Origin of the sequence: Paraburkholderia sp. BR10872 (genome assembly GCF_040965835.1) — a bacterium.
Classification (GTDB): domain Bacteria; phylum Pseudomonadota; class Gammaproteobacteria; order Burkholderiales; family Burkholderiaceae; genus Paraburkholderia; species Paraburkholderia nodosa_A.
This window is the reverse complement of record NZ_JBFRCN010000055.1, coordinates 50,751-67,182: the sequence shown is the minus strand read 5'-3', so window position 1 is coordinate 67,182 and position 16,432 is coordinate 50,751. Positions and strand designations below refer to the sequence as shown.

Annotated in this window: 15 protein-coding genes, 1 tRNA gene and 1 pseudogene; 7 read left to right on the top strand and 10 right to left on the bottom strand. The window is 63.9% G+C overall.

From position 1 onward, the window contains the following. The 7 genes and pseudogenes from AB4Y43_RS32320 to AB4Y43_RS32290 all read right to left on the bottom strand — a co-directional run. Positions 1-118, bottom strand: a pseudogene (locus tag AB4Y43_RS32320) (CoA ester lyase); the annotation flags it as partial. A 431-nt stretch (positions 119-549) separates the two neighbouring features. Further along, positions 550-804 carry a bacterioferritin-associated ferredoxin gene (locus AB4Y43_RS32315; RefSeq protein WP_028208420.1) on the bottom strand — a complete coding sequence of 85 codons (255 nt, stop codon included), beginning with the start codon at positions 802-804 and terminating at the stop codon, positions 550-552. Positions 805-1,170: 366 nt separating this feature from the next. Then, entirely contained in the window at positions 1,171-2,031 is an 861-nt protein-coding gene (gene murI / locus AB4Y43_RS32310) for a glutamate racemase (RefSeq protein ID WP_256094518.1), read from the bottom strand. A gap of 70 nt (positions 2,032-2,101) precedes the next feature. Then, on the bottom strand, positions 2,102-2,581 hold the full coding sequence (gene bfr, locus AB4Y43_RS32305) for a bacterioferritin (protein WP_069262505.1): 480 nt from the start codon (positions 2,579-2,581) through the stop codon (positions 2,102-2,104). 201 nt (positions 2,582-2,782) lie between these two features. After that, the gene (locus tag AB4Y43_RS32300) at positions 2,783-4,306 is read right to left on the bottom strand and encodes a fumarate hydratase (protein WP_368729639.1); all 1,524 of its coding nucleotides are present in this window, start codon (positions 4,304-4,306) and stop codon (positions 2,783-2,785) included. 53 nt (positions 4,307-4,359) lie between these two features. Beyond that, positions 4,360-5,004 (bottom strand): TIGR00645 family protein, encoded by a 645-nt coding sequence (locus AB4Y43_RS32295; protein WP_069262503.1) that lies wholly within the window; start codon positions 5,002-5,004, stop codon positions 4,360-4,362. 202 nt (positions 5,005-5,206) lie between these two features. Beyond that, a complete protein-coding gene (locus AB4Y43_RS32290; protein ID WP_368729638.1) occupies positions 5,207-6,103 on the bottom strand; it encodes a DMT family transporter in 897 nt (298 codons plus the stop codon). 334 nt (positions 6,104-6,437) lie between these two features. On the opposite strand from AB4Y43_RS32290, the gene acs reads away from it, so the two are divergent. The 4 genes from acs to AB4Y43_RS32270 all read left to right on the top strand — a co-directional run bounded on the left by acs (position 6,438) and on the right by AB4Y43_RS32270 (position 11,654). Beyond that, positions 6,438-8,420: an acetate--CoA ligase gene (acs, locus tag AB4Y43_RS32285; RefSeq protein ID WP_069262501.1), complete on the top strand. Its 1,983-nt coding sequence runs from the start codon at positions 6,438-6,440 to the stop codon at positions 8,418-8,420. Between the two features lie 100 nt (positions 8,421-8,520). Beyond that, positions 8,521-8,886, top strand: a complete 366-nt coding sequence (locus tag AB4Y43_RS32280; RefSeq protein ID WP_083245109.1) for a DUF4212 domain-containing protein — start codon at positions 8,521-8,523, stop codon at positions 8,884-8,886. After that, positions 8,883-10,901, top strand: a complete 2,019-nt coding sequence (locus AB4Y43_RS32275) for a VC_2705 family sodium/solute symporter (RefSeq protein ID WP_342945487.1) — start codon at positions 8,883-8,885, stop codon at positions 10,899-10,901. The genes AB4Y43_RS32280 and AB4Y43_RS32275 overlap by 4 nt, the downstream gene beginning before the upstream one ends. A 390-nt stretch (positions 10,902-11,291) precedes the next feature. Continuing rightward, positions 11,292-11,654 carry a hypothetical protein gene (locus AB4Y43_RS32270; RefSeq protein ID WP_083245108.1) on the top strand — a complete coding sequence of 121 codons (363 nt, stop codon included), beginning with the start codon at positions 11,292-11,294 and terminating at the stop codon, positions 11,652-11,654. A 113-nt stretch (positions 11,655-11,767) separates the two neighbouring features. Here AB4Y43_RS32270 and AB4Y43_RS32265 read toward each other — a convergent pair. Further along, positions 11,768-11,858: transfer RNA gene (locus AB4Y43_RS32265), tRNA-Ser, on the bottom strand. Positions 11,859-12,078: 220 nt separating this feature from the next. Between AB4Y43_RS32265 and AB4Y43_RS32260 the strand changes: the two genes are divergently transcribed. Continuing rightward, positions 12,079-13,284, top strand: coding sequence for a porin (locus AB4Y43_RS32260; RefSeq protein ID WP_342945515.1), 1,206 nt, complete (start codon positions 12,079-12,081; stop codon positions 13,282-13,284). A gap of 86 nt (positions 13,285-13,370) precedes the next feature. Then, positions 13,371-14,042 (top strand): nitroreductase, encoded by a 672-nt coding sequence (locus tag AB4Y43_RS32255; protein ID WP_342945516.1) that lies wholly within the window; start codon positions 13,371-13,373, stop codon positions 14,040-14,042. A 36-nt stretch (positions 14,043-14,078) separates the two neighbouring features. Here AB4Y43_RS32255 and AB4Y43_RS32250 read toward each other — a convergent pair whose 3' ends face one another. Then, positions 14,079-14,495, bottom strand: coding sequence for an HIT family protein (locus AB4Y43_RS32250; protein WP_069262497.1), 417 nt, complete (start codon positions 14,493-14,495; stop codon positions 14,079-14,081). Positions 14,496-14,729: 234 nt separating this feature from the next. On the opposite strand from AB4Y43_RS32250, the gene cfa reads away from it, so the two are divergent. After that, complete coding sequence (gene cfa, locus AB4Y43_RS32245) at positions 14,730-15,893, top strand: cyclopropane fatty acyl phospholipid synthase (protein ID WP_342945517.1); 1,164 nt, start codon at positions 14,730-14,732, stop codon at positions 15,891-15,893. A 67-nt stretch (positions 15,894-15,960) separates the two neighbouring features. Here the strand turns inward: cfa and crcB are convergent, their stop codons facing one another. Continuing rightward, positions 15,961-16,341 carry a fluoride efflux transporter CrcB gene (gene crcB / locus AB4Y43_RS32240; protein WP_342945518.1) on the bottom strand — a complete coding sequence of 127 codons (381 nt, stop codon included), beginning with the start codon at positions 16,339-16,341 and terminating at the stop codon, positions 15,961-15,963. Positions 16,342-16,432 lie beyond the last annotated feature (91 nt).

Below are 16,432 nucleotides of genomic sequence, written 5' to 3'. Positions count from 1 at the left end.
TCTGGTGGGTGATGACGGCCGGCGCGCGCTTCGCGGCGCGCAGGATCATGCGCACGTCGTCGCGCCAGTGGGGATGATGGAAATCGTGGATGCGCACGCCGATGCGGCCGAAGCGGTCGTCACGGGTTCGCGCTTCATCAGCACGACGGCGATGAGCGCGGCGTGCAGCGCGACCACGATCGCGCTCGCGGTGACGACACGGCGGTTGATGCGAACGGAGGGAGACGGCAGCGTGCCAGCGGTGGTTTGGAAAGCCTGCATGTTTAGCGTGGCTGCCATGCGGACGACGGCGCGCAGGCAAACCTACGCGTCGTGTCGGGCAGCTTTATTTGCGAAAGATCAACAGCGAGATGCACAACGTCGTTACGAATCCGAGCAGCAATTCCATCACGACCTCCTTTGAGGGGTACGAGCGGTAGCTGGCTGGTCGGGAGACGGGCTTGCTGTCGGCGGCGATTTGACGTCCGCGGCGCGTGGCGCCTGAGGCACCTTTGGCTAAACGGGCGGACGGGGCGGACGCGCATCGGTGGCCGGATGCGCGTCATGGCTTCAGGCAGCCTTGCGCTCGTAAAACGTGAGCGGAACCGCATGGGGGACCACGGCGGGGTGCGCCGGTTGCGTGACCCCGCAGCGGCTCGCACAGACACCGCTTTGCGCCATCACGTCACGAACGGATTCTTCGCACTTGCCGCAGCAGGTCGCGACGCCGAGTTCGAACTGCAGCTCGTCGAAAGAATCCATGCCTTCCTGGATGGAGGCGCGGATCGTCCGGTCGGAGACGGATTTGCAAACGCAGACAATCATGATGGACCGCAATAGAGAGAGTTAATGCGAATTATTATCATTATGTTTGCTGGGTTTGGCAAGCGCGTAGGCGGATTTTTTGTAACAAAACCGGATGCTTAGCAGGGGTTTTGCTTTGCGTCAGGAAAAGGCAAGCCTTTGTAGAGCGCTCGTCAAGGCGTTTGACGGGCCCGCTAGCGGTTAGCCGTTGCGTGACTGTCAGCAGGATTGAGCATTGCCGCGGGAGCTCACCAGGAGACTCCTGGCAGGAGCCAAGCGGAACGAGGCGGGTGAGTCAGATAGGCGGAAACGGGGTTGAAACGCGCTCTTCCGGGCGAGGCGCGAATCGCGAACTTCGTATCACGCGCGGTGTGAGGCGCCGGTGCGTCAGGCGGCGTTCGCTTCCAGTTCCCGCGAGCGGCGCGAGGGGATGACTACGCGCTCGACAGGGGCGTCGAGACCCAGCAGCGCGGCCGCCAGTTCGTGCAGGTGCGCGCCGTCGCTCGTCGAGCAAAAGCGAATCTCGTCGCCGCCCGCGCCGGCAGGCTCGCCGCTAGCGCGCAGGCCGTGCTGGTCGAGCACGCGTTCGAGCTGCCGCGCGATGGCGACGCTCGTGTCGACGAGCGTCATCCGTTCCCCGACGATCGAGCGGATCGCCGTGTCGAGAAACGGGTAGTGCGTGCAGCCGAGCACGAGCGTGTCCGCGCCCGCGTCGAGCATGGGCTCGACGTATGCGCGCAGCAGCGCGAGCAAGTCGGCCGAACCGATGTCGCAGCGCTCCACGGCCTCCACGAGGCCATGGCCCGGCTGGCACAGCACGCGCAGGTCGGCTGCGTGGCGCTCCACGAGCGCCTGAAAGCGCGCGCTGCGCAGCGTGACCTGGGTGGCGAGCACACCCGCTACGCGCGATTTGGAAACCAGCGCCGCCGGTTTGATCCCCGGCTCCACCCCGATGAGCGGGATGGAGAGCCGCTCGCGCACGAGCGCGATGGACTGCGCCGTCGCCGTGTTGCAGGCCACCACCAGCGCCTTCGCGCCCTGCGCCACGAGCCATTCGCAGATCGCGAGCGTGCGGTCGGCGATGAAGTCGTCGTCGCGCTGGCCGTAGGGGGCGTAGCGCGAGTCGGCGGCATACACTAGCCGCTCGGCGGGCAGTAGCGCACGCACGGCGCGCAGCACCGACAGGCCGCCGAGGCCAGAGTCGAAGATGCCGATGGGCGCAGCGCTGGATGAGGCCGGAAGGTTCACGGGGATGGGCGCAATAGGGTTGAGGCGCACCCGCAAGGCGGACGGATGCGCGCGGGCGCGAGGCGCGCGATCAGGATTCTACCGAACCCATGGCCGACTGCTGGTAATTCTGGATGCCGATCTTGCCGATGAGGTCGATCTGCGTTTCGAGCCAGTCGATGTGCTCTTCGGTGTCTTCGAGAATCGTCACGAAAATCTCTCGCGAAACGAAGTCGCGCACCGATTCGCAATAAACAATGGCTTCCTTGCAGGTGGACTGGGAAATCTGTTCGAGCTTCAAATCGCACTCGAGAATTTCCCTGGTTTCTTCGCCAATCAACAACTTATGCAGGTCCTGGAGGTTCGGCAGACCGTCGAGCATGAAAATACGCTCGATGAGCATATCGGCATGTTTCATTTCGCCGATCGATTCGTCATATTCATGCTTGCCGAGTTTCTCGAGGCCCCAGTGCTTGTACATGCGGGCATGCAGGAAATACTGATTGATAGCCGTGAGCTCGTTCTTGAGCTGCGCGTTCAGATATTCGATGACCTTCTTGTCGCCTTGCATAGTCTTTCCTTTCTTTGTGGGGCGGTGACTGGTTTCCAACAATAAACGCTCAATACACAAAAGCCAAGGCCGAATCCACATTGAATTGCGGTGTATATCGGTGATTTACTCAGTGCTGGGAACTAATCTCAGTACGCCTCGCGTGATGCAAAAAAAACCGGGGCGCGCGGCCCCGGTTTTTAAACAGGCATCAGGCAGACATCAAACCGTGGCGACCGGAATCTTGCCGATCTTCGCCTGCCATTCGGCGGGGCCGGTCTTGTGGACCGAGGTGCCCGACGAATCCACGGCGACCGTCACCGGCATGTCCTGGACGTCGAACTCGTAGATGGCTTCCATGCCGAGGTCTTCGAACGCGAGGACCTTCGAGCCGCGGATAGCCTTCGACACGAGGTAAGCCGCGCCGCCCACCGCCATCAGGTAAGCCGCCTTGTGCTTCTTGATCGCCTCGATGGCGACCGGGCCGCGCTCGGCCTTGCCGACCATCGAAATGAGGCCCGTTTGCGAGAGCATCAGCTCCGTGAACTTGTCCATGCGCGTGGCCGTGGTGGGACCTGCCGGCCCGACCACTTCGTCGCGCACCGGATCGACCGGGCCGACGTAGTAAATCACACGGTTCTTGAAGTCCACCGGCAGCTTCTCGCCTTTCGCGAGCATGTCGGCGATGCGCTTGTGCGCCGCGTCGCGGCCCGTGAGCATCTTGCCCGAGAGCAGGAGCGTCTGGCCCGGCTTCCACGAAGCGACTTCTTCCGGCGTGAGCGTGTTGAGGTCGACGCGCTTGCTCGTTTCCGTGTTCGGTTCCCAGTTGACCTTCGGCCATGCGTCGAGCGAGGGCGCATCGAGCTTTGCCGGGCCCGAGCCGTCGAGCACGAAGTGCGCGTGGCGCGTGGCGGCGCAGTTCGGGATCATCGCGACGGGCTTCGAAGCCGCGTGCGTGGCCGTGGCCATGATCTTGACGTCGAGCACGGTGGCGAGACCGCCCAGGCCCTGGGCGCCGATGCCGAGCGCGTTGACCTTCTCGTGCAGTTCCACGCGCAGCTCTTCGATCCAGTCCTTCGGGCCGCGCTTGATGATGTCCTGGATGTCGATGGATTCCATGAGCGATTCCTTCGCCATCAGCATCGCCTTTTCGGCGGTGCCGCCGATGCCGATGCCGAGCATGCCCGGCGGGCACCAGCCCGCGCCCATCGTCGGCACGGTCTTGAGCACCCAGTCGACGATCGAGTCGGAGGGGTTCAGCATCACGAACTTCGACTTGTTCTCCGAGCCGCCGCCCTTGGCTGCGACCTGCACATCGACCTTGTCGCCCGGCACGATCTCGTAGTGGATCACGGCCGGCGTGTTGTCCTTCGTGTTCTTGCGGCCGCCTTCGGGCGGGCTCACGATCGAGGCGCGCAGCACGTTGTCCGGGTTCAGGTAACCGCGGCGCACGCCTTCGTTGATCATGTCGGTCACGCCCATCGTGGCGCCGTCCCAACGCACGTCCATGCCGACCTTCACAAAGATCGTGACGATGCCGGTGTCCTGGCAGATCGGGCGACGGCCCTCGGCGCACATGCGGCTGTTGGTGAGGATCTGCGCGATCGCGTCCTTCGCGGCCGGGCTCTCTTCGAGTTCGTAGGCGCGGCCGAGCGCCTCGATGTAGTCCTGCGGATGGTAGTAGCTGATGTATTGCAGCGAATCCGCAATGCTCTGGATGAGGTCTTCCTGTTTGATGACGGTCATGGCTAGCTTCTGTGGGGGCGGGTGTTTTGAATCATGTCTGCCGTGTGCGCGGTTCAGTCGGATTCGGCGTGCTCGGGAACCGCTCGACGCGCAGCGGCGTGCCCGCCTGGCGCTGGATGGCGCGCGGCGAGCTCCTGATAGTGTTCGGGGTGCGTATGCGTGGTGATGCGGTCGATCCACGCCATCACTAGCGCGGAGGCGAGGAACGCCACGTGGATGATCACCTGCCACATCACCGTATGCGCCGAAGCGGCGTCCGGATTGATGAAGGTCTTGAGCAGGTGGATCGACGAAATGCTGATGAGCGCCATGGCGAGCTTCACCTTGAGCACGCCGGCGTTCACGTGGTCGAGCCATTCGGGCTCGTCGGGATGGCCTTCGAGATTCAGGCGCGAGACGAAGGTCTCGTAGCCGCCCACGATCACCATGATGAGCAGGTTCGAGATCATCACCACGTCGATCAGGCCGAGTACGGCCAGCATGATGCTCGTTTCGTCGAGCGTGGTGGCGTGGCTCACGAGGTGCCAGACCTCCTTGAGGAACAGCACGCAGTACACGGCTTGCGCGACGATCAGGCCCAGGTAGAGCGGCACCTGCAGCCAGCGGCTCATGAAGATGATGCTGGGCAACGGACGCATGCGGCGACGGGCTTTACCCGGGGCGGCGGCGGAAGGCGGCTGGGGGCGTGCGGCGGACATGGGCAATCACGATGGCGAATTCGGGCGGGGCTGCCTAAGTGGGCTGCCTAAGCGGGGCTGCTCAAGCGGGGCCGTCTGGTTAGGGCCAGAAGGCGCGCGCGAGGGGCCGGGCGGGCGCTATTGTACAGCGTCGCAGGAAGGGCTCGCCGGGATTGCGGCAGCGCCGCCCGCGCCCGATACTTTCAATCGCATTACGGAATGGTCACGAGGCCACCGGCGGCAGGCGCCTGATCTTGAGGCTCGCGAGGCCGATGCCGACCACCACGCAGGCGAGGGCGATGCCGTGCGCGGGCGTGGGGCGCTCGCCGAGAAACGCGATGCCGTACACGGCTGCCGCGACCGGCAGCACGGCCGTGAACACGCCGGCGATGCTGCCCGGCACATGGCGTATGCCCATCATCCAGAGACAGAACGAGAACACGCTTGCCGAAAGTCCGTACCAGAGCGCCAGCCACCAGATGCCCGAAGGGACGCTCGCGAAATCGAACGACAGTGCGCCCGGCAGACCCACGGGCAGCATCAGCAAAAGCCCGAACAGGTGTGTGTACGCGCAGATGTCGAGCGGCGCGAGCGTTTGGGTGAGACGGCGCGACAGGATCACATAGAGCGATTCGCAGCACACCGCGCCGAGCACCATCAGGTTGCCGATCAACGAGCTGGCGCCGGTGTCGCCACCGCCGCCCACGTGCGCGAAATTGATGACCGCGATGCCCGCAATGGCGAGCACGATGGAAGCGAGTGCGCGTGCGTCGGGGCGCTCGCGCAGGAAAAGCCAGGAGAAGAGGGCGACCACGGCGGGGATCGTGCTCGTGATGACGCCGGCCGCGACCGCGCTCGTGCGATGCACGCCGCCGAGCATCAGCAGCGTAAACCCGAATGTCCCAAACAGCGCCTGGAGGAACAGATTGATCCATTCGCCGCGCTTCACCTGTTGCATTTTGGAGCGACGCAGGAGCGGGCCCAGTACCGCGAGCGCGATCACGAAGCGCAGCAGCGCGAAGAGGGGAACGGGAATGAAGGCGACAATCGATTTGCCGATGCCGACGTTGCTGCCCACGAGCAGCATCGAGGCAATGAGAAACAGGGAATAGCGATTCAAGCTGGAATCCGGGTGCGCAGTTCAGTTAGCATTCTAAATGTCTGCTTACTTGCGTGCCATGGCGCGCCGCTGCGTGGTCTGCATGGGCGCGCGTAAGTGGCTGGTAAGTTGCTACGCTTAATCTTGCCGGCATGGGTAGTTTGCGAAGATCGCGCACGATCGTGCCTGTATCGCGCGCCCATGCATGCCGGATGCCACAATGGCGGCTCCCGGCGCAAGCCAATAGCGCCGTGCCGCATGCGGGCGGCGGCGCACGGAGACGGCGCGCACGGGCATTGAAGATGCTCATGCGTGTCCACGAGTTTGACGTTTCATCTTCACCAAGGGGTTGTCGATGTCTGCGATTGAATCGGTTCTTCAGGAACGCCGCGTCTTTGCGCCTTCCGAGCAAACGGTAGCTGGCGCCACGGTGTCCGGCATGGACGCATACAAGGCGCTGTGCGCCGAAGCCGAACGCGATTACGAAGGCTTCTGGGCGCGCCTCGCGCGCGAAACCCTGAGCTGGCAAAAGCCCTTCACGAAGGTGCTCGACGAATCGAAGGCGCCGTTCTACACATGGTTCGAAGACGGCGAACTCAATGCCTCGTACAACAGCCTCGACCGCCACGTCGAGGCGGGCAATGGCGAGCGCGTCGCGATCGTCTTCGAAGCCGACGACGGCACCGTCACGAACGTCACCTACAAGGACCTGCTCGCGCGCGTGTCGCGCTTCGCCAATGCGCTGAAGAAACGCGGCGTGAAGAAGGGCGATCGCGTGGTCATCTACATGCCGATGTCAGTGGAAGGCGTGGTCGCGATGCAGGCTTGTGCACGCATTGGCGCGACGCACTCGGTCGTGTTCGGCGGCTTCTCGTCAAAGTCGCTCAACGAACGCATGGTCGACGTGGGCGCGGTCGCGCTCATCACCGCCGACGAACAGATGCGCGGCGGCAAGGCGCTGCCGCTGAAGAACATCGCCGACGAAGCGCTCGCCATGGGCGGCTGCGAAGCGGTGCACAGCGTGATCGTCTACAAGCGCACGGGCGGCAAGGTTACATGGCACGAAGGCCGCGACCAGTGGATGCACGAGCTTTCGGCAGCCGAGAGCGACACGTGCGCGCCGGTGCCGGTGGGCGCGGAACACCCGCTCTTCATCCTCTACACGTCGGGCTCGACGGGCAAACCGAAGGGCGTGCAGCACAGCACGGGCGGCTACCTGCTGTGGGCCGCGCAAACGATGAAGTGGACTTTCGATCACAAGCCCTCGGACGTGTTCTGGTGCACGGCCGACATCGGCTGGATCACGGGCCACAGCTACATCGCCTATGGCCCGCTCACGATCGGCGCGACCCAGGTCGTGTTCGAAGGCGTGCCCACGTACCCGAACGCCGGCCGCTTCTGGGACATGATCGCCAAGCACAAGGTCACGGTGTTCTATACCGCGCCCACGGCGATCCGCTCGCTCATCAAGGCATCCGAAGCCGACGCGAAGGTGCACCCGAAGAGCTATGACCTTTCTTCGCTGCGCATTCTCGGCACGGTCGGCGAGCCGATCAATCCCGAAGCGTGGATGTGGTACTACGAAAACGTGGGCGCCAAGCGCTGCCCGATCGTCGACACGTGGTGGCAAACCGAAACCGGCGGCCACATGATCACGCCGCTGCCGGGCGCGACGCCGCTCGTGCCGGGTTCGTGCACGCTGCCGCTACCGGGCATCATGGCCGCGATCGTCGACGAAACCGGCCAGGACGTGCCGAACGGGCAGGGTGGCATTCTCGTCGTGAAGCGTCCGTGGCCCGCGATGATCCGCAACGTCTGGGGACAACCCGAGCGCTACAAGTCGGGCTACTTCCCCGAGGAACTCGGCGGCAAGCTGTATCTGGCCGGCGACGGCAGCGTGCGCGACAAGGACACGGGCTACTTCACGATCATGGGCCGTATCGACGACGTGCTGAACGTCTCGGGCCACCGCCTCGGCACGATGGAGATCGAGTCGGCGCTGGTCGCGAACCCGCTCGTGGCCGAAGCCGCCGTGGTGGGCCGCCCCGACGACACCACCGGCGAAGCCGTGGTGGCGTTCGTGGTGCTCAAGGCCACGCGTCCGCAGGGCGACGAGGCCGTGAAGCTCGCCAACGATCTGCGCGCCTGGGTGGGCAAGGAGATCGGGCCGATCGCCAAGCCCCGCGACATCCGCTTCGGCGAGAACCTGCCGAAGACGCGCTCGGGCAAGATCATGCGCCGTCTGCTGCGCTCGCTCGCGAAGGGCGAGGCGATCACGCAGGACGTCTCCACGCTGGAAAACCCGGCGATTCTGGACCAGCTCGGCGAATCGCTCTAAACGCCGAGGCTCGCGCGGCGCCTTGCCTGGCGCCGCGCGCCGCATCGATCCCCGCATTGCCCCGGATTGCCGGCCCTACGCGTTTTTGCTACACAGGCGCATGGCCGCGCCACACACGACTCCGCAGAACAATCTCAATCCATTGCCTGAGCCACCTCCGGTGAGCGAGGCGATGGCGCGCGCGCATCGGCGCTACTGGCGCTTCAATCTCGCGCTGATCGCCGTGCTCATGACGATTGGCTTCCTGGTCTCGTTCGTCGCGCCGCTCTTTGCGCGGCAGCTCGCCGACCTGCGCTTCGCAGGCTTCAGCCTGCCGTTCTACCTCGGCGCACAAGGCGCGATCCTGCTCTACGTGCTGCTCGTGGCGATCTATATCGTGCTGATGCAGCGCGCCGACCGCGTACTGCAAGCCGCGCTCGAAGCCGACATCGCCATTCGCGAAGCCAGCAAGGCACAGCAACGATGAGGCTTGCGCACCGGCTCATACGCTCCTATGCGTTGTACACGCTCGGCTTTCTCGCCTTCGTCTACGTGATGTGGCGTATCGAGCTTTCCACCGGCCCCGGCATGTGGATCGGCTATGTGTTCCTGTTCGTGCCGATCGCGGTATATGCGGTGATCGGGCTGCTTTCGCGTACTTCGGACCTCGTCGAATACTACGTGGCGGGGCGGCGTGTGCCGTCGTTCTTCAACGGCATGGCGACGGCCGCCGACTGGCTTTCCGCGGCGTCGTTCATCGGCCTTGCGGGTTCGCTCTACGCGAGCGGCTACGACGGCCTCGCTTACCTGATGGGGTGGACGGGCGGCTACTGCCTCGTCGCCTTCCTGCTGGCGCCGTATGTGCGCAAGCTCGCGCGCTACACGATCCCCGACTTCCTCGGCACGCGCTTTTCGAGCAACCTCGTGCGTGCGCTCGCCGTGCTCGCGACCATCCTCTGCTCGTTCGTCTATCTCGTCGCGCAGATCCAGGGCGTGGGGCTGATCGCCACGCGCTTCATCGGCGTGGATTTCGCCATCGGCATTTTCTGCGGGCTGGCGGGCATTCTCGTGTGTTCGTTTCTCGGCGGTATGCGCGCCGTGACGTGGACGCAGGTCGCGCAATACATCATTCTCATCGCGGCCATTCTGATTCCGGTTTCGCTGATCGCGCATCGCGACGGCCTCGGCTGGCTGCCGCAAGTCGACTACGGCAACGTGATGCAGCGCGTGGAAGCGCTCGAGCATGACGTGCGCGGTGCAAGCACCGAAGCCACCGTGCGCGACGCTTACCGCGAGCGCGCGGCGCAATGGCAGACGCGGCTCGACACGCTGCCGCAGTCGTACGTTGCGGAGAAGACGCACCTCGTCGAATCGCTCGCGAACCTGCGCCGCCACAACGGCCCGCTGCGCGATATCGATTCGCTCGAACGTGAATTGAGCGCCTTCCCGCGCGACGTGGATGCCGCACGCATGGTGTGGACGCGCCAGCGCGACGACCTGCTCGAGCGCGCCGCGCCGCCCGTGCCGATGAACGAACCGTTTCCCGCCGACGACGATGCCCAGCGGCGCATTCATCAACGCAACTTTCTGTCGCTGCTCCTGTGTCTTTCGCTTGGCACGGCGAGCCTGCCGCACATCCTCACTCGCTACAACACGACGACCTCGGTGGCCTCGGCTCGGCGCTCGGTGGGCTGGACGCTGTTTTTCGTCGCGCTCTTCTATCTGACCGTGCCGGTGCTCGCGGTGCTGATCAAGTTCGAGATCCTCACGCATCTGGTGGGGCAGCGCTTCGACGATCTGCCGCAATGGGTCATGCAATGGCGGCGCGTCGAGCCATACCTCATCAGCATTGCGGATATGAACAACGACGGCGTGGTGCGCTGGAGCGATATCCAGATGCAGCCTGACATGGTCGTACTCGCTGCGCCGGAAATCGCGGGGTTGCCGTATGTGATGTCGGGGCTCATCGCATCGGGTGCGCTCGCGGCTGCGCTTTCGACCGCAGACGGTCTGCTGCTCACGATCTCGAACGTGCTCTCACACGATGTGTACTACCACATGGTCAGTCCGGGCGCGTCGAGCCAGCGGCGCGTGACGATGTCGAAGATCCTGCTGCTCGGCGTCGCGCTGTTTGCCTCGTATGTGGCGTCGCTCAACGCGGGCAACATTCTTTTTCTGGTGGGCGCGGCGTTTTCGCTCGCGGCGTCGAGTCTTTTTCCGGTGCTTGTGCTCGGCGTGTTCTGGAAGCGCACGACGCGCCTGGGCGCCGTGGCCGGCATGATCGCGGGCCTGACCGTGTGCGTCTATTACATCGTCTCGACGTACCCGTTCTTCACGCAGCTCACGGGCTTCGCGGGCCCGCGATGGTTTGGCATCGAGCCCATCAGCTCTGGCGTGTTCGGTGTGCCCGCAGGCTTTCTCGTGGCGATCGGCGTGAGTCTCATCGATCGCAAGCCGGACGCGTATACGCTCGCGCTGGTGGACTATATCCGCCATCCGTGAGAGTGGGGACCTGATTGCCGGTGTGCGGTCGAGCACTTAAAAAACGGGCGGGCGAGGCGATACTGAAGTCCTCTCGTTCCCGCGCCGGTCCTCGAAGCAGTACGCGGGAATTCGGCGTCGGGCTGCGGCCCGACGCCTTTTTCTGCTTGCCTGTTCTGGTCGATTCGGACTTCCTTCCAACGTTGCGTGTTCAACGACCGGCGGCGCTGCTGTTCTCGTTGCGCCCATCAAGTCATCCGTTTTTTGTCCGATAACTAGCGGGAGCGTGCGATGCACGCGTGTCCGGCGCATCCGTAGATCGCCCTGGCGGCTACGGTACAATTTCGCGCGCCGCCGGCCTCGGACTCGCGGTGAATCGAGCCGAAAAAGGGCGTTTTCTCGGGGAAATCATTGAAGCGCGTTGCACTCAGCCTGATCATTTTCGGCGCCTTTACGGCGCCCGCCGCTTTTGCCAAATGCTGGGGCAACGATGCCTTCCAGAACTGCGTCGACGAATCGGGCAATTCGTACACGGTGCAGCGCTTCGGCAATACGTCTACCGTCAACGGGTATCAGCAGAAGCTGCCGGGCGAGGCCTGGGAGCAGACCGGCGCGTCGATTGGCGACACGACGTTCATCACCGGGCAGGCTGCGGATGGGTCGACGTGGACCGAGACGATCACGAACTACGGCAACGGCACGCGAACGATCTCGGGGATGGATGGCAAAGGGCTCGTGTACAACAAGTATTGCACTGTGAGCGGGTGTAATTGAGCGTGTTTGAGCGTGCCTCGCGCACGTTATCCCCTCTCTGCCGGGTATTTGATGGGCTGGAAAAACAAAAACCCCGTAAGTGATTGCGCTTACGGGGTTTCGGCGTTTTGTTCTGGCGGAGAGAGGGGGATTCGAACCCCCGATAGGCTATTAACCTATACACGCTTTCCAGGCGTGCGACTTAAACCGCTCATCCATCTCTCCGGCGGGAGGCGAATTATAGCAGACTCCGCGCGCCGGAGGAAAGCGCTCGCGCAGCGCCTGGCACGATCTGCGCTTTGCAAAGTCCCTCGCGCACCCTAAGCAACGCAGAAATCGTTCGTTCCCCGCTTGCCGGGCATTCCGTAACGTTGCCGCACCGGCCTTGCAGCCGCCTCGCAAGGACCGCGTAGCGACAACCACCACACGCAACGGAACGCCCCGCATGAACAACAAAAACGCCTCTTTCACACGCCGCCCGCTAACCGCCGCTCTCGCGCTCGCCTTCGCCGCGTCGGGCGCCACTAGCGCCACGAGTGCCCACGCGCAAAGCAGCGTCACACTCTACGGCATCGTCGACGCGGGCCTCGCTTACGTGCACAACGCCCAGGGCGCGAACGGCCTGAACCAGTCCACGCTCGTCAAGCTCAGCAGCGGCAACCTTTCGGGCAGCCGCTGGGGCCTGCGCGGCACCGAGGATCTCGGCAACGGCCTCGCCGCCATCTTCCAGCTCGAAAACGGCTTCAACGTGGGTACCGGCGCGCTCGGGCAGGGCAGCCGCGAATTCGGGCGCAAGGCGATCGTCGGTCTTGCCAGCACGACGTGGGGCACGCTCACGCTCGGCCGCCAGTACGATCCGCTCGTCGATCTCGTGCAGCCGCTCACCGCTGACGGTCCGTTCGGCGGCGTGTTCGGCACGCCTGGCGACCTTGACAACTACGACAACAGCCTGCGCGTGAGCAACTCGGTCAAGTACGCGAGCCCGCTCGTCGCAGGGCTGCAGTTCGAGGCGCTGTACGGTTTTGGCGGCGTGGCCGGCGCGAGCGGCAGCGGCCAGACTTACAGCTTCGGCGCCGCCTACTCGAACGGGCCGCTCTCGCTCGCGGCCGGCTATTTCTTCGCCAATGGCGGCAGCACGCTCACTGCCGGCGTGCGCAGCTGGACGAGCAGCTCGGATAGCCTCTTCAACACGGTCATCAATCAGGGCTTTGCGAGCGCAACCTCCATCCAGATCGTGCGCGCAGGCGGCAGCTATGCGGTGGGCGCATTGAGCTTCGGGCTGGCCTACTCGAACACCCAATACGCAAACGATGCGTACTCGACCTTCCACCAAACCGCCAAATTCAATAGCGGCTCGGCGTTCCTGAATTACCAGATCACACCGGCTCTGCGCGCGGGCGCGGGCTACAACTACACGTCGCTCACCGGGCCCTCGTCAGCGCACTACAACCAGGTGAACCTCGGCAGCGACTACTCGCTCTCCAAACGCACCGATCTCTACGCGCTCGCCGGTTACCAGAAGGCGAGTGGCCGCACGCTCGACGCAAAGGGTTCGAGTGTCGTTGCGCAGGCATCGATCGGCGACTTCGGCGTGAGTTCGGGCGCCGACAATCAGGCGCTTGTCGTAGTGGGTATCCGTCACAAGTTTTGACGCCAGAACGGAGCCACGCGGCGAGCGTCGGCAGCCGCGCAGGGGATCGCCGATAATGCTTCGTCGATCCCCCGAGGAGAATCTGCTTGAAGGTCAGCGAAGCCGTCACGAGCCGCAAGTCCGTGCGCCAGTTTTTGCCCGATCCGGTGGACCCCGCCGTCATTCGCCGGGTACTCGATACCGCTGCGCGCGCGCCTTCGGGCGGCAATCTGCAGCCGTGGCATGTTCATGTCGTGGGCGGCGAATCGCTCGCGAAGCTCAAGTCGATCATGGCCGATCGCATTGCGCAGGTGCCTGCGGGCGAGCCGATGGAGTACGACGTGTATCCGCGCGAGCTGGGTTCGCCATATCGCGAGCGTCGTTATCGGGTGGGCGAGGATCTTTACCGCAGCATCGACGTCGCGCGCGAGGACCGGCCGGGCAGGCTACGGCAATTCGCGCGCAACTACGCGTTTTTCGACGCGCCGCTCGCGCTCTTTTGCAGCGTAGATCGTCAGATGGGGCCGCCGCAATGGGCCGACCTCGGCATGTTCCTGCAGACGGTGATGCTGCTCCTGCGCGAAGCCGGCCTGCATAGCTGCGCGCAGGAATGCTGGGCGCGCTACGCGCAAAGCGTTGGCCAGTTTCTCGCGTTGCCGCGCGAACGCATGGTGTTCTGCGGCATGGCGATCGGTCACGAAGACCCGGACGCGCCCATCAACCAGTGGCGCTCGGCGCGGGTCCCGCTCGACGAATTCGTGCAATTCGACGGCGTTTAAGCGTCAAGAATAGCTAACGTTAGCAATACATATTGCTTACAGTGCAGCGCGAATGCGCGCGGCCAGCGCTTCGAGCTGCGCCATGTCGGCCATTTCACGCGCATGCGGGCGCAGTTCTTCGCCCGCGCGGCGCGGAATCAGGTGGAAGTGCACGTGCGGTACGGTCTGCCCGGCGGCGGCGCCGTTGAACTGCGCGATCAAGAGGCCTTCGGGCGCAAGCACCTTGCGCATCGCGACCGCCATCTTCTGCACCGTCGCCATCGCGGCGGCGCCGGCTTCCAGTGAAAGCTCATAGATGAACTCGGCGCCTTCCTTCGGCAGCACGAGCAGGTGGCCTTCGGATTGAGGCATGACGTCCATGATCGCGAGCGTAGCGTCGTCCTCGTACACCTTGATGCAGGGTGCCTCGCCGCGCAGGATGCGCGCGAAGATGTTCTTGTCGTCGTAGGCCATTGTCGGTATCTCCAGTTCGGGCGCGCCGTTTGCTGGCGCCAGGGCGATGGGTTTCGTCGAGTTTGCGATTATGGCCCGCCCCGTATGGCTTGTGCGTGTTCCTGCACAATTTTTGAAGTAGGTGCATCATAGAGTTTCTCGCAGCGCGCGCGACGACGAATGTCTTGATAGCAACCTCTTGAATGGCATCGGAGCAAGGTACCAAGGACCCGACTCCTGCCGCATGGAGCACGTATGGCAACGACTGATCTCGAAGCAGCTCAACCCGTTCGTGAGGCCACCGTTTCCGGGGCCTGGCGGTTTATAGCCCAGCTATTGGCGCGCGCTGACGTGAAATTCAACGGCACACGGCCGTGGGACATGCGCATCCGCGATCCGCAGTTACCCGAGCGCGTATTGGCGCTCGGCAACCTGGGCCTCGGCGAGGCCTACATGGACGGCCAGTGGGATTGCGAGCAACTCGACGAATTCTTCGCACATGTGTTGCGCGCGCATCTAGACGACCAGATCGATCCCTCCCGTCTCGTCTTCTACGCGCTCAAGGCGCGCCTCATGAACCGCCAGACCGTGCGCCGGGCATGGAAAGTGGGCCAGCAGCACTACGACATCGGCAACGAGTTCTACGAGGCCATGCTCGACAAGAACATGGCCTACACCTGCGGCTACTGGTCGGGCGGCGCAAAAACGCTCGACGAGGCGCAGGACGCCAAGCTCGACCTCATCTGCCGCAAGCTGGGCCTGAAGCCTGGCATGCGCCTGCTCGACATCGGCTGCGGGTGGGGCAGCCTTATGAAGTTCGCGGCCGAACATTATGGCGTGTCGTGCGTGGGCGTGACGATCTCGAAGGAGCAGGCCGCGCTCGGCGCCGAGCGCTGCAAGGATCTGCCGGTTGAATTCCGCCTGCAGGACTACCGGTTGCTCGACGAGAAGTTCGACCGCATTGCGAGCGTTGGCATGTTCGAGCACGTGGGCCCGAAGAACTATCGCACCTATATGGAAGTCGCGCACCGCTGTCTTGCCGACGACGGTCTGTTCGTACTGCACACCATTGGCAAGAACCGCCGCGACACCACGCCCGATCCGTGGATCGACAAATACATCTTCCCGAACGGCGAGCTGCCGACCATCGGCCAGATCGCCGACGCTTCGGGCGGCCTGTTCGTGGCCGAAGACCTGCATAACTTCGGCGCCGACTACGACCGCACGCTGATGGCCTGGCACGCGAATTTCGAGGCCGCGTGGCCGCGTTTCAAGGCGCAGATGGGCGAGCGCTTCTATCGCATGTGGCGCTACTACCTGCTTTCGTGCGCCGGAGCGTTCCGTGCGCGCGACATCCAGTTGTGGCAGTGGGTGTTTTCGAAGAACGGTTTGCTGGGCGGGTATCAGCGTCCTGCCTGATCTTCCCGTCGCATCACTAATGCGGCCGCGTTTCGCGAATGGCGAACGCGGCCGTTTTCGTTGCCGATCAGCGAACCAGTGCCGATACCGTTGCAATGCCAAGGATCGTCATGACGACCGAGGCGCACACGTGAATGGCGATTTCGCCCGCGGCCCAGCCGAAACGTCCGTGCTGCAGATGCGAAACAACTTCGGCTGAGAAGGTCGAGAACGTGGAGAGGCCGCCCATCAAGCCGGTAATGACAAAGAGGCGCCATTCGGCGGAGAGTTGGGGCATGCGCCCGAAATAGGCGACTGCGACGCCGATCACATAGCCCGCGATGATGTTCGACGCAAGCGTGCCGAGCGGCAGGTCAGGGTAGAGGGCATTCAGGCGTAGCCCGAGAACCCAGCGCAACAGCGAGCCGAGCGCGCCGCCAATGCCGACGGCGAGGATGGACAGATACATGGTCTGGAGTGGTTGAGGGCGCAATATGAGCCGGCGCGCCATGCCTCCGGCTCTGTCTTTCTACCGTTTTTCGACCACGGAGTGTAGCACC

What these genes read in the sequence shown, in the direction of transcription:
- cfa (WP_342945517.1), top strand. Translation starts at nt 14,730, where the DNA reads ATGGCAACGACTGATCTCGAAGCAGCTCAACCCGTTCGTGAGGCCACC.
- AB4Y43_RS32250 (WP_069262497.1), bottom strand. Translation starts at nt 14,495, where the DNA reads ATGGCCTACGACGACAAGAACATCTTCGCGCGCATCCTGCGCGGCGAG.
- AB4Y43_RS32295 (WP_069262503.1), bottom strand. Translation starts at nt 5,004, where the DNA reads ATGTCCGCCGCACGCCCCCAGCCGCCTTCCGCCGCCGCCCCGGGTAAA.
- bfr (WP_069262505.1), bottom strand. Translation starts at nt 2,581, where the DNA reads ATGCAAGGCGACAAGAAGGTCATCGAATATCTGAACGCGCAGCTCAAG.
- AB4Y43_RS32260 (WP_342945515.1), top strand. Translation starts at nt 12,079, where the DNA reads ATGAACAACAAAAACGCCTCTTTCACACGCCGCCCGCTAACCGCCGCT.
- AB4Y43_RS32280 (WP_083245109.1), top strand. Translation starts at nt 8,521, where the DNA reads ATGGCCGCGCCACACACGACTCCGCAGAACAATCTCAATCCATTGCCT.
- AB4Y43_RS32315 (WP_028208420.1), bottom strand. Translation starts at nt 804, where the DNA reads ATGATTGTCTGCGTTTGCAAATCCGTCTCCGACCGGACGATCCGCGCC.
- acs (WP_069262501.1), top strand. Translation starts at nt 6,438, where the DNA reads ATGTCTGCGATTGAATCGGTTCTTCAGGAACGCCGCGTCTTTGCGCCT.
- AB4Y43_RS32275 (WP_342945487.1), top strand. Translation starts at nt 8,883, where the DNA reads ATGAGGCTTGCGCACCGGCTCATACGCTCCTATGCGTTGTACACGCTC.
- AB4Y43_RS32300 (WP_368729639.1), bottom strand. Translation starts at nt 4,306, where the DNA reads ATGACCGTCATCAAACAGGAAGACCTCATCCAGAGCATTGCGGATTCG.
- crcB (WP_342945518.1), bottom strand. Translation starts at nt 16,341, where the DNA reads ATGTATCTGTCCATCCTCGCCGTCGGCATTGGCGGCGCGCTCGGCTCG.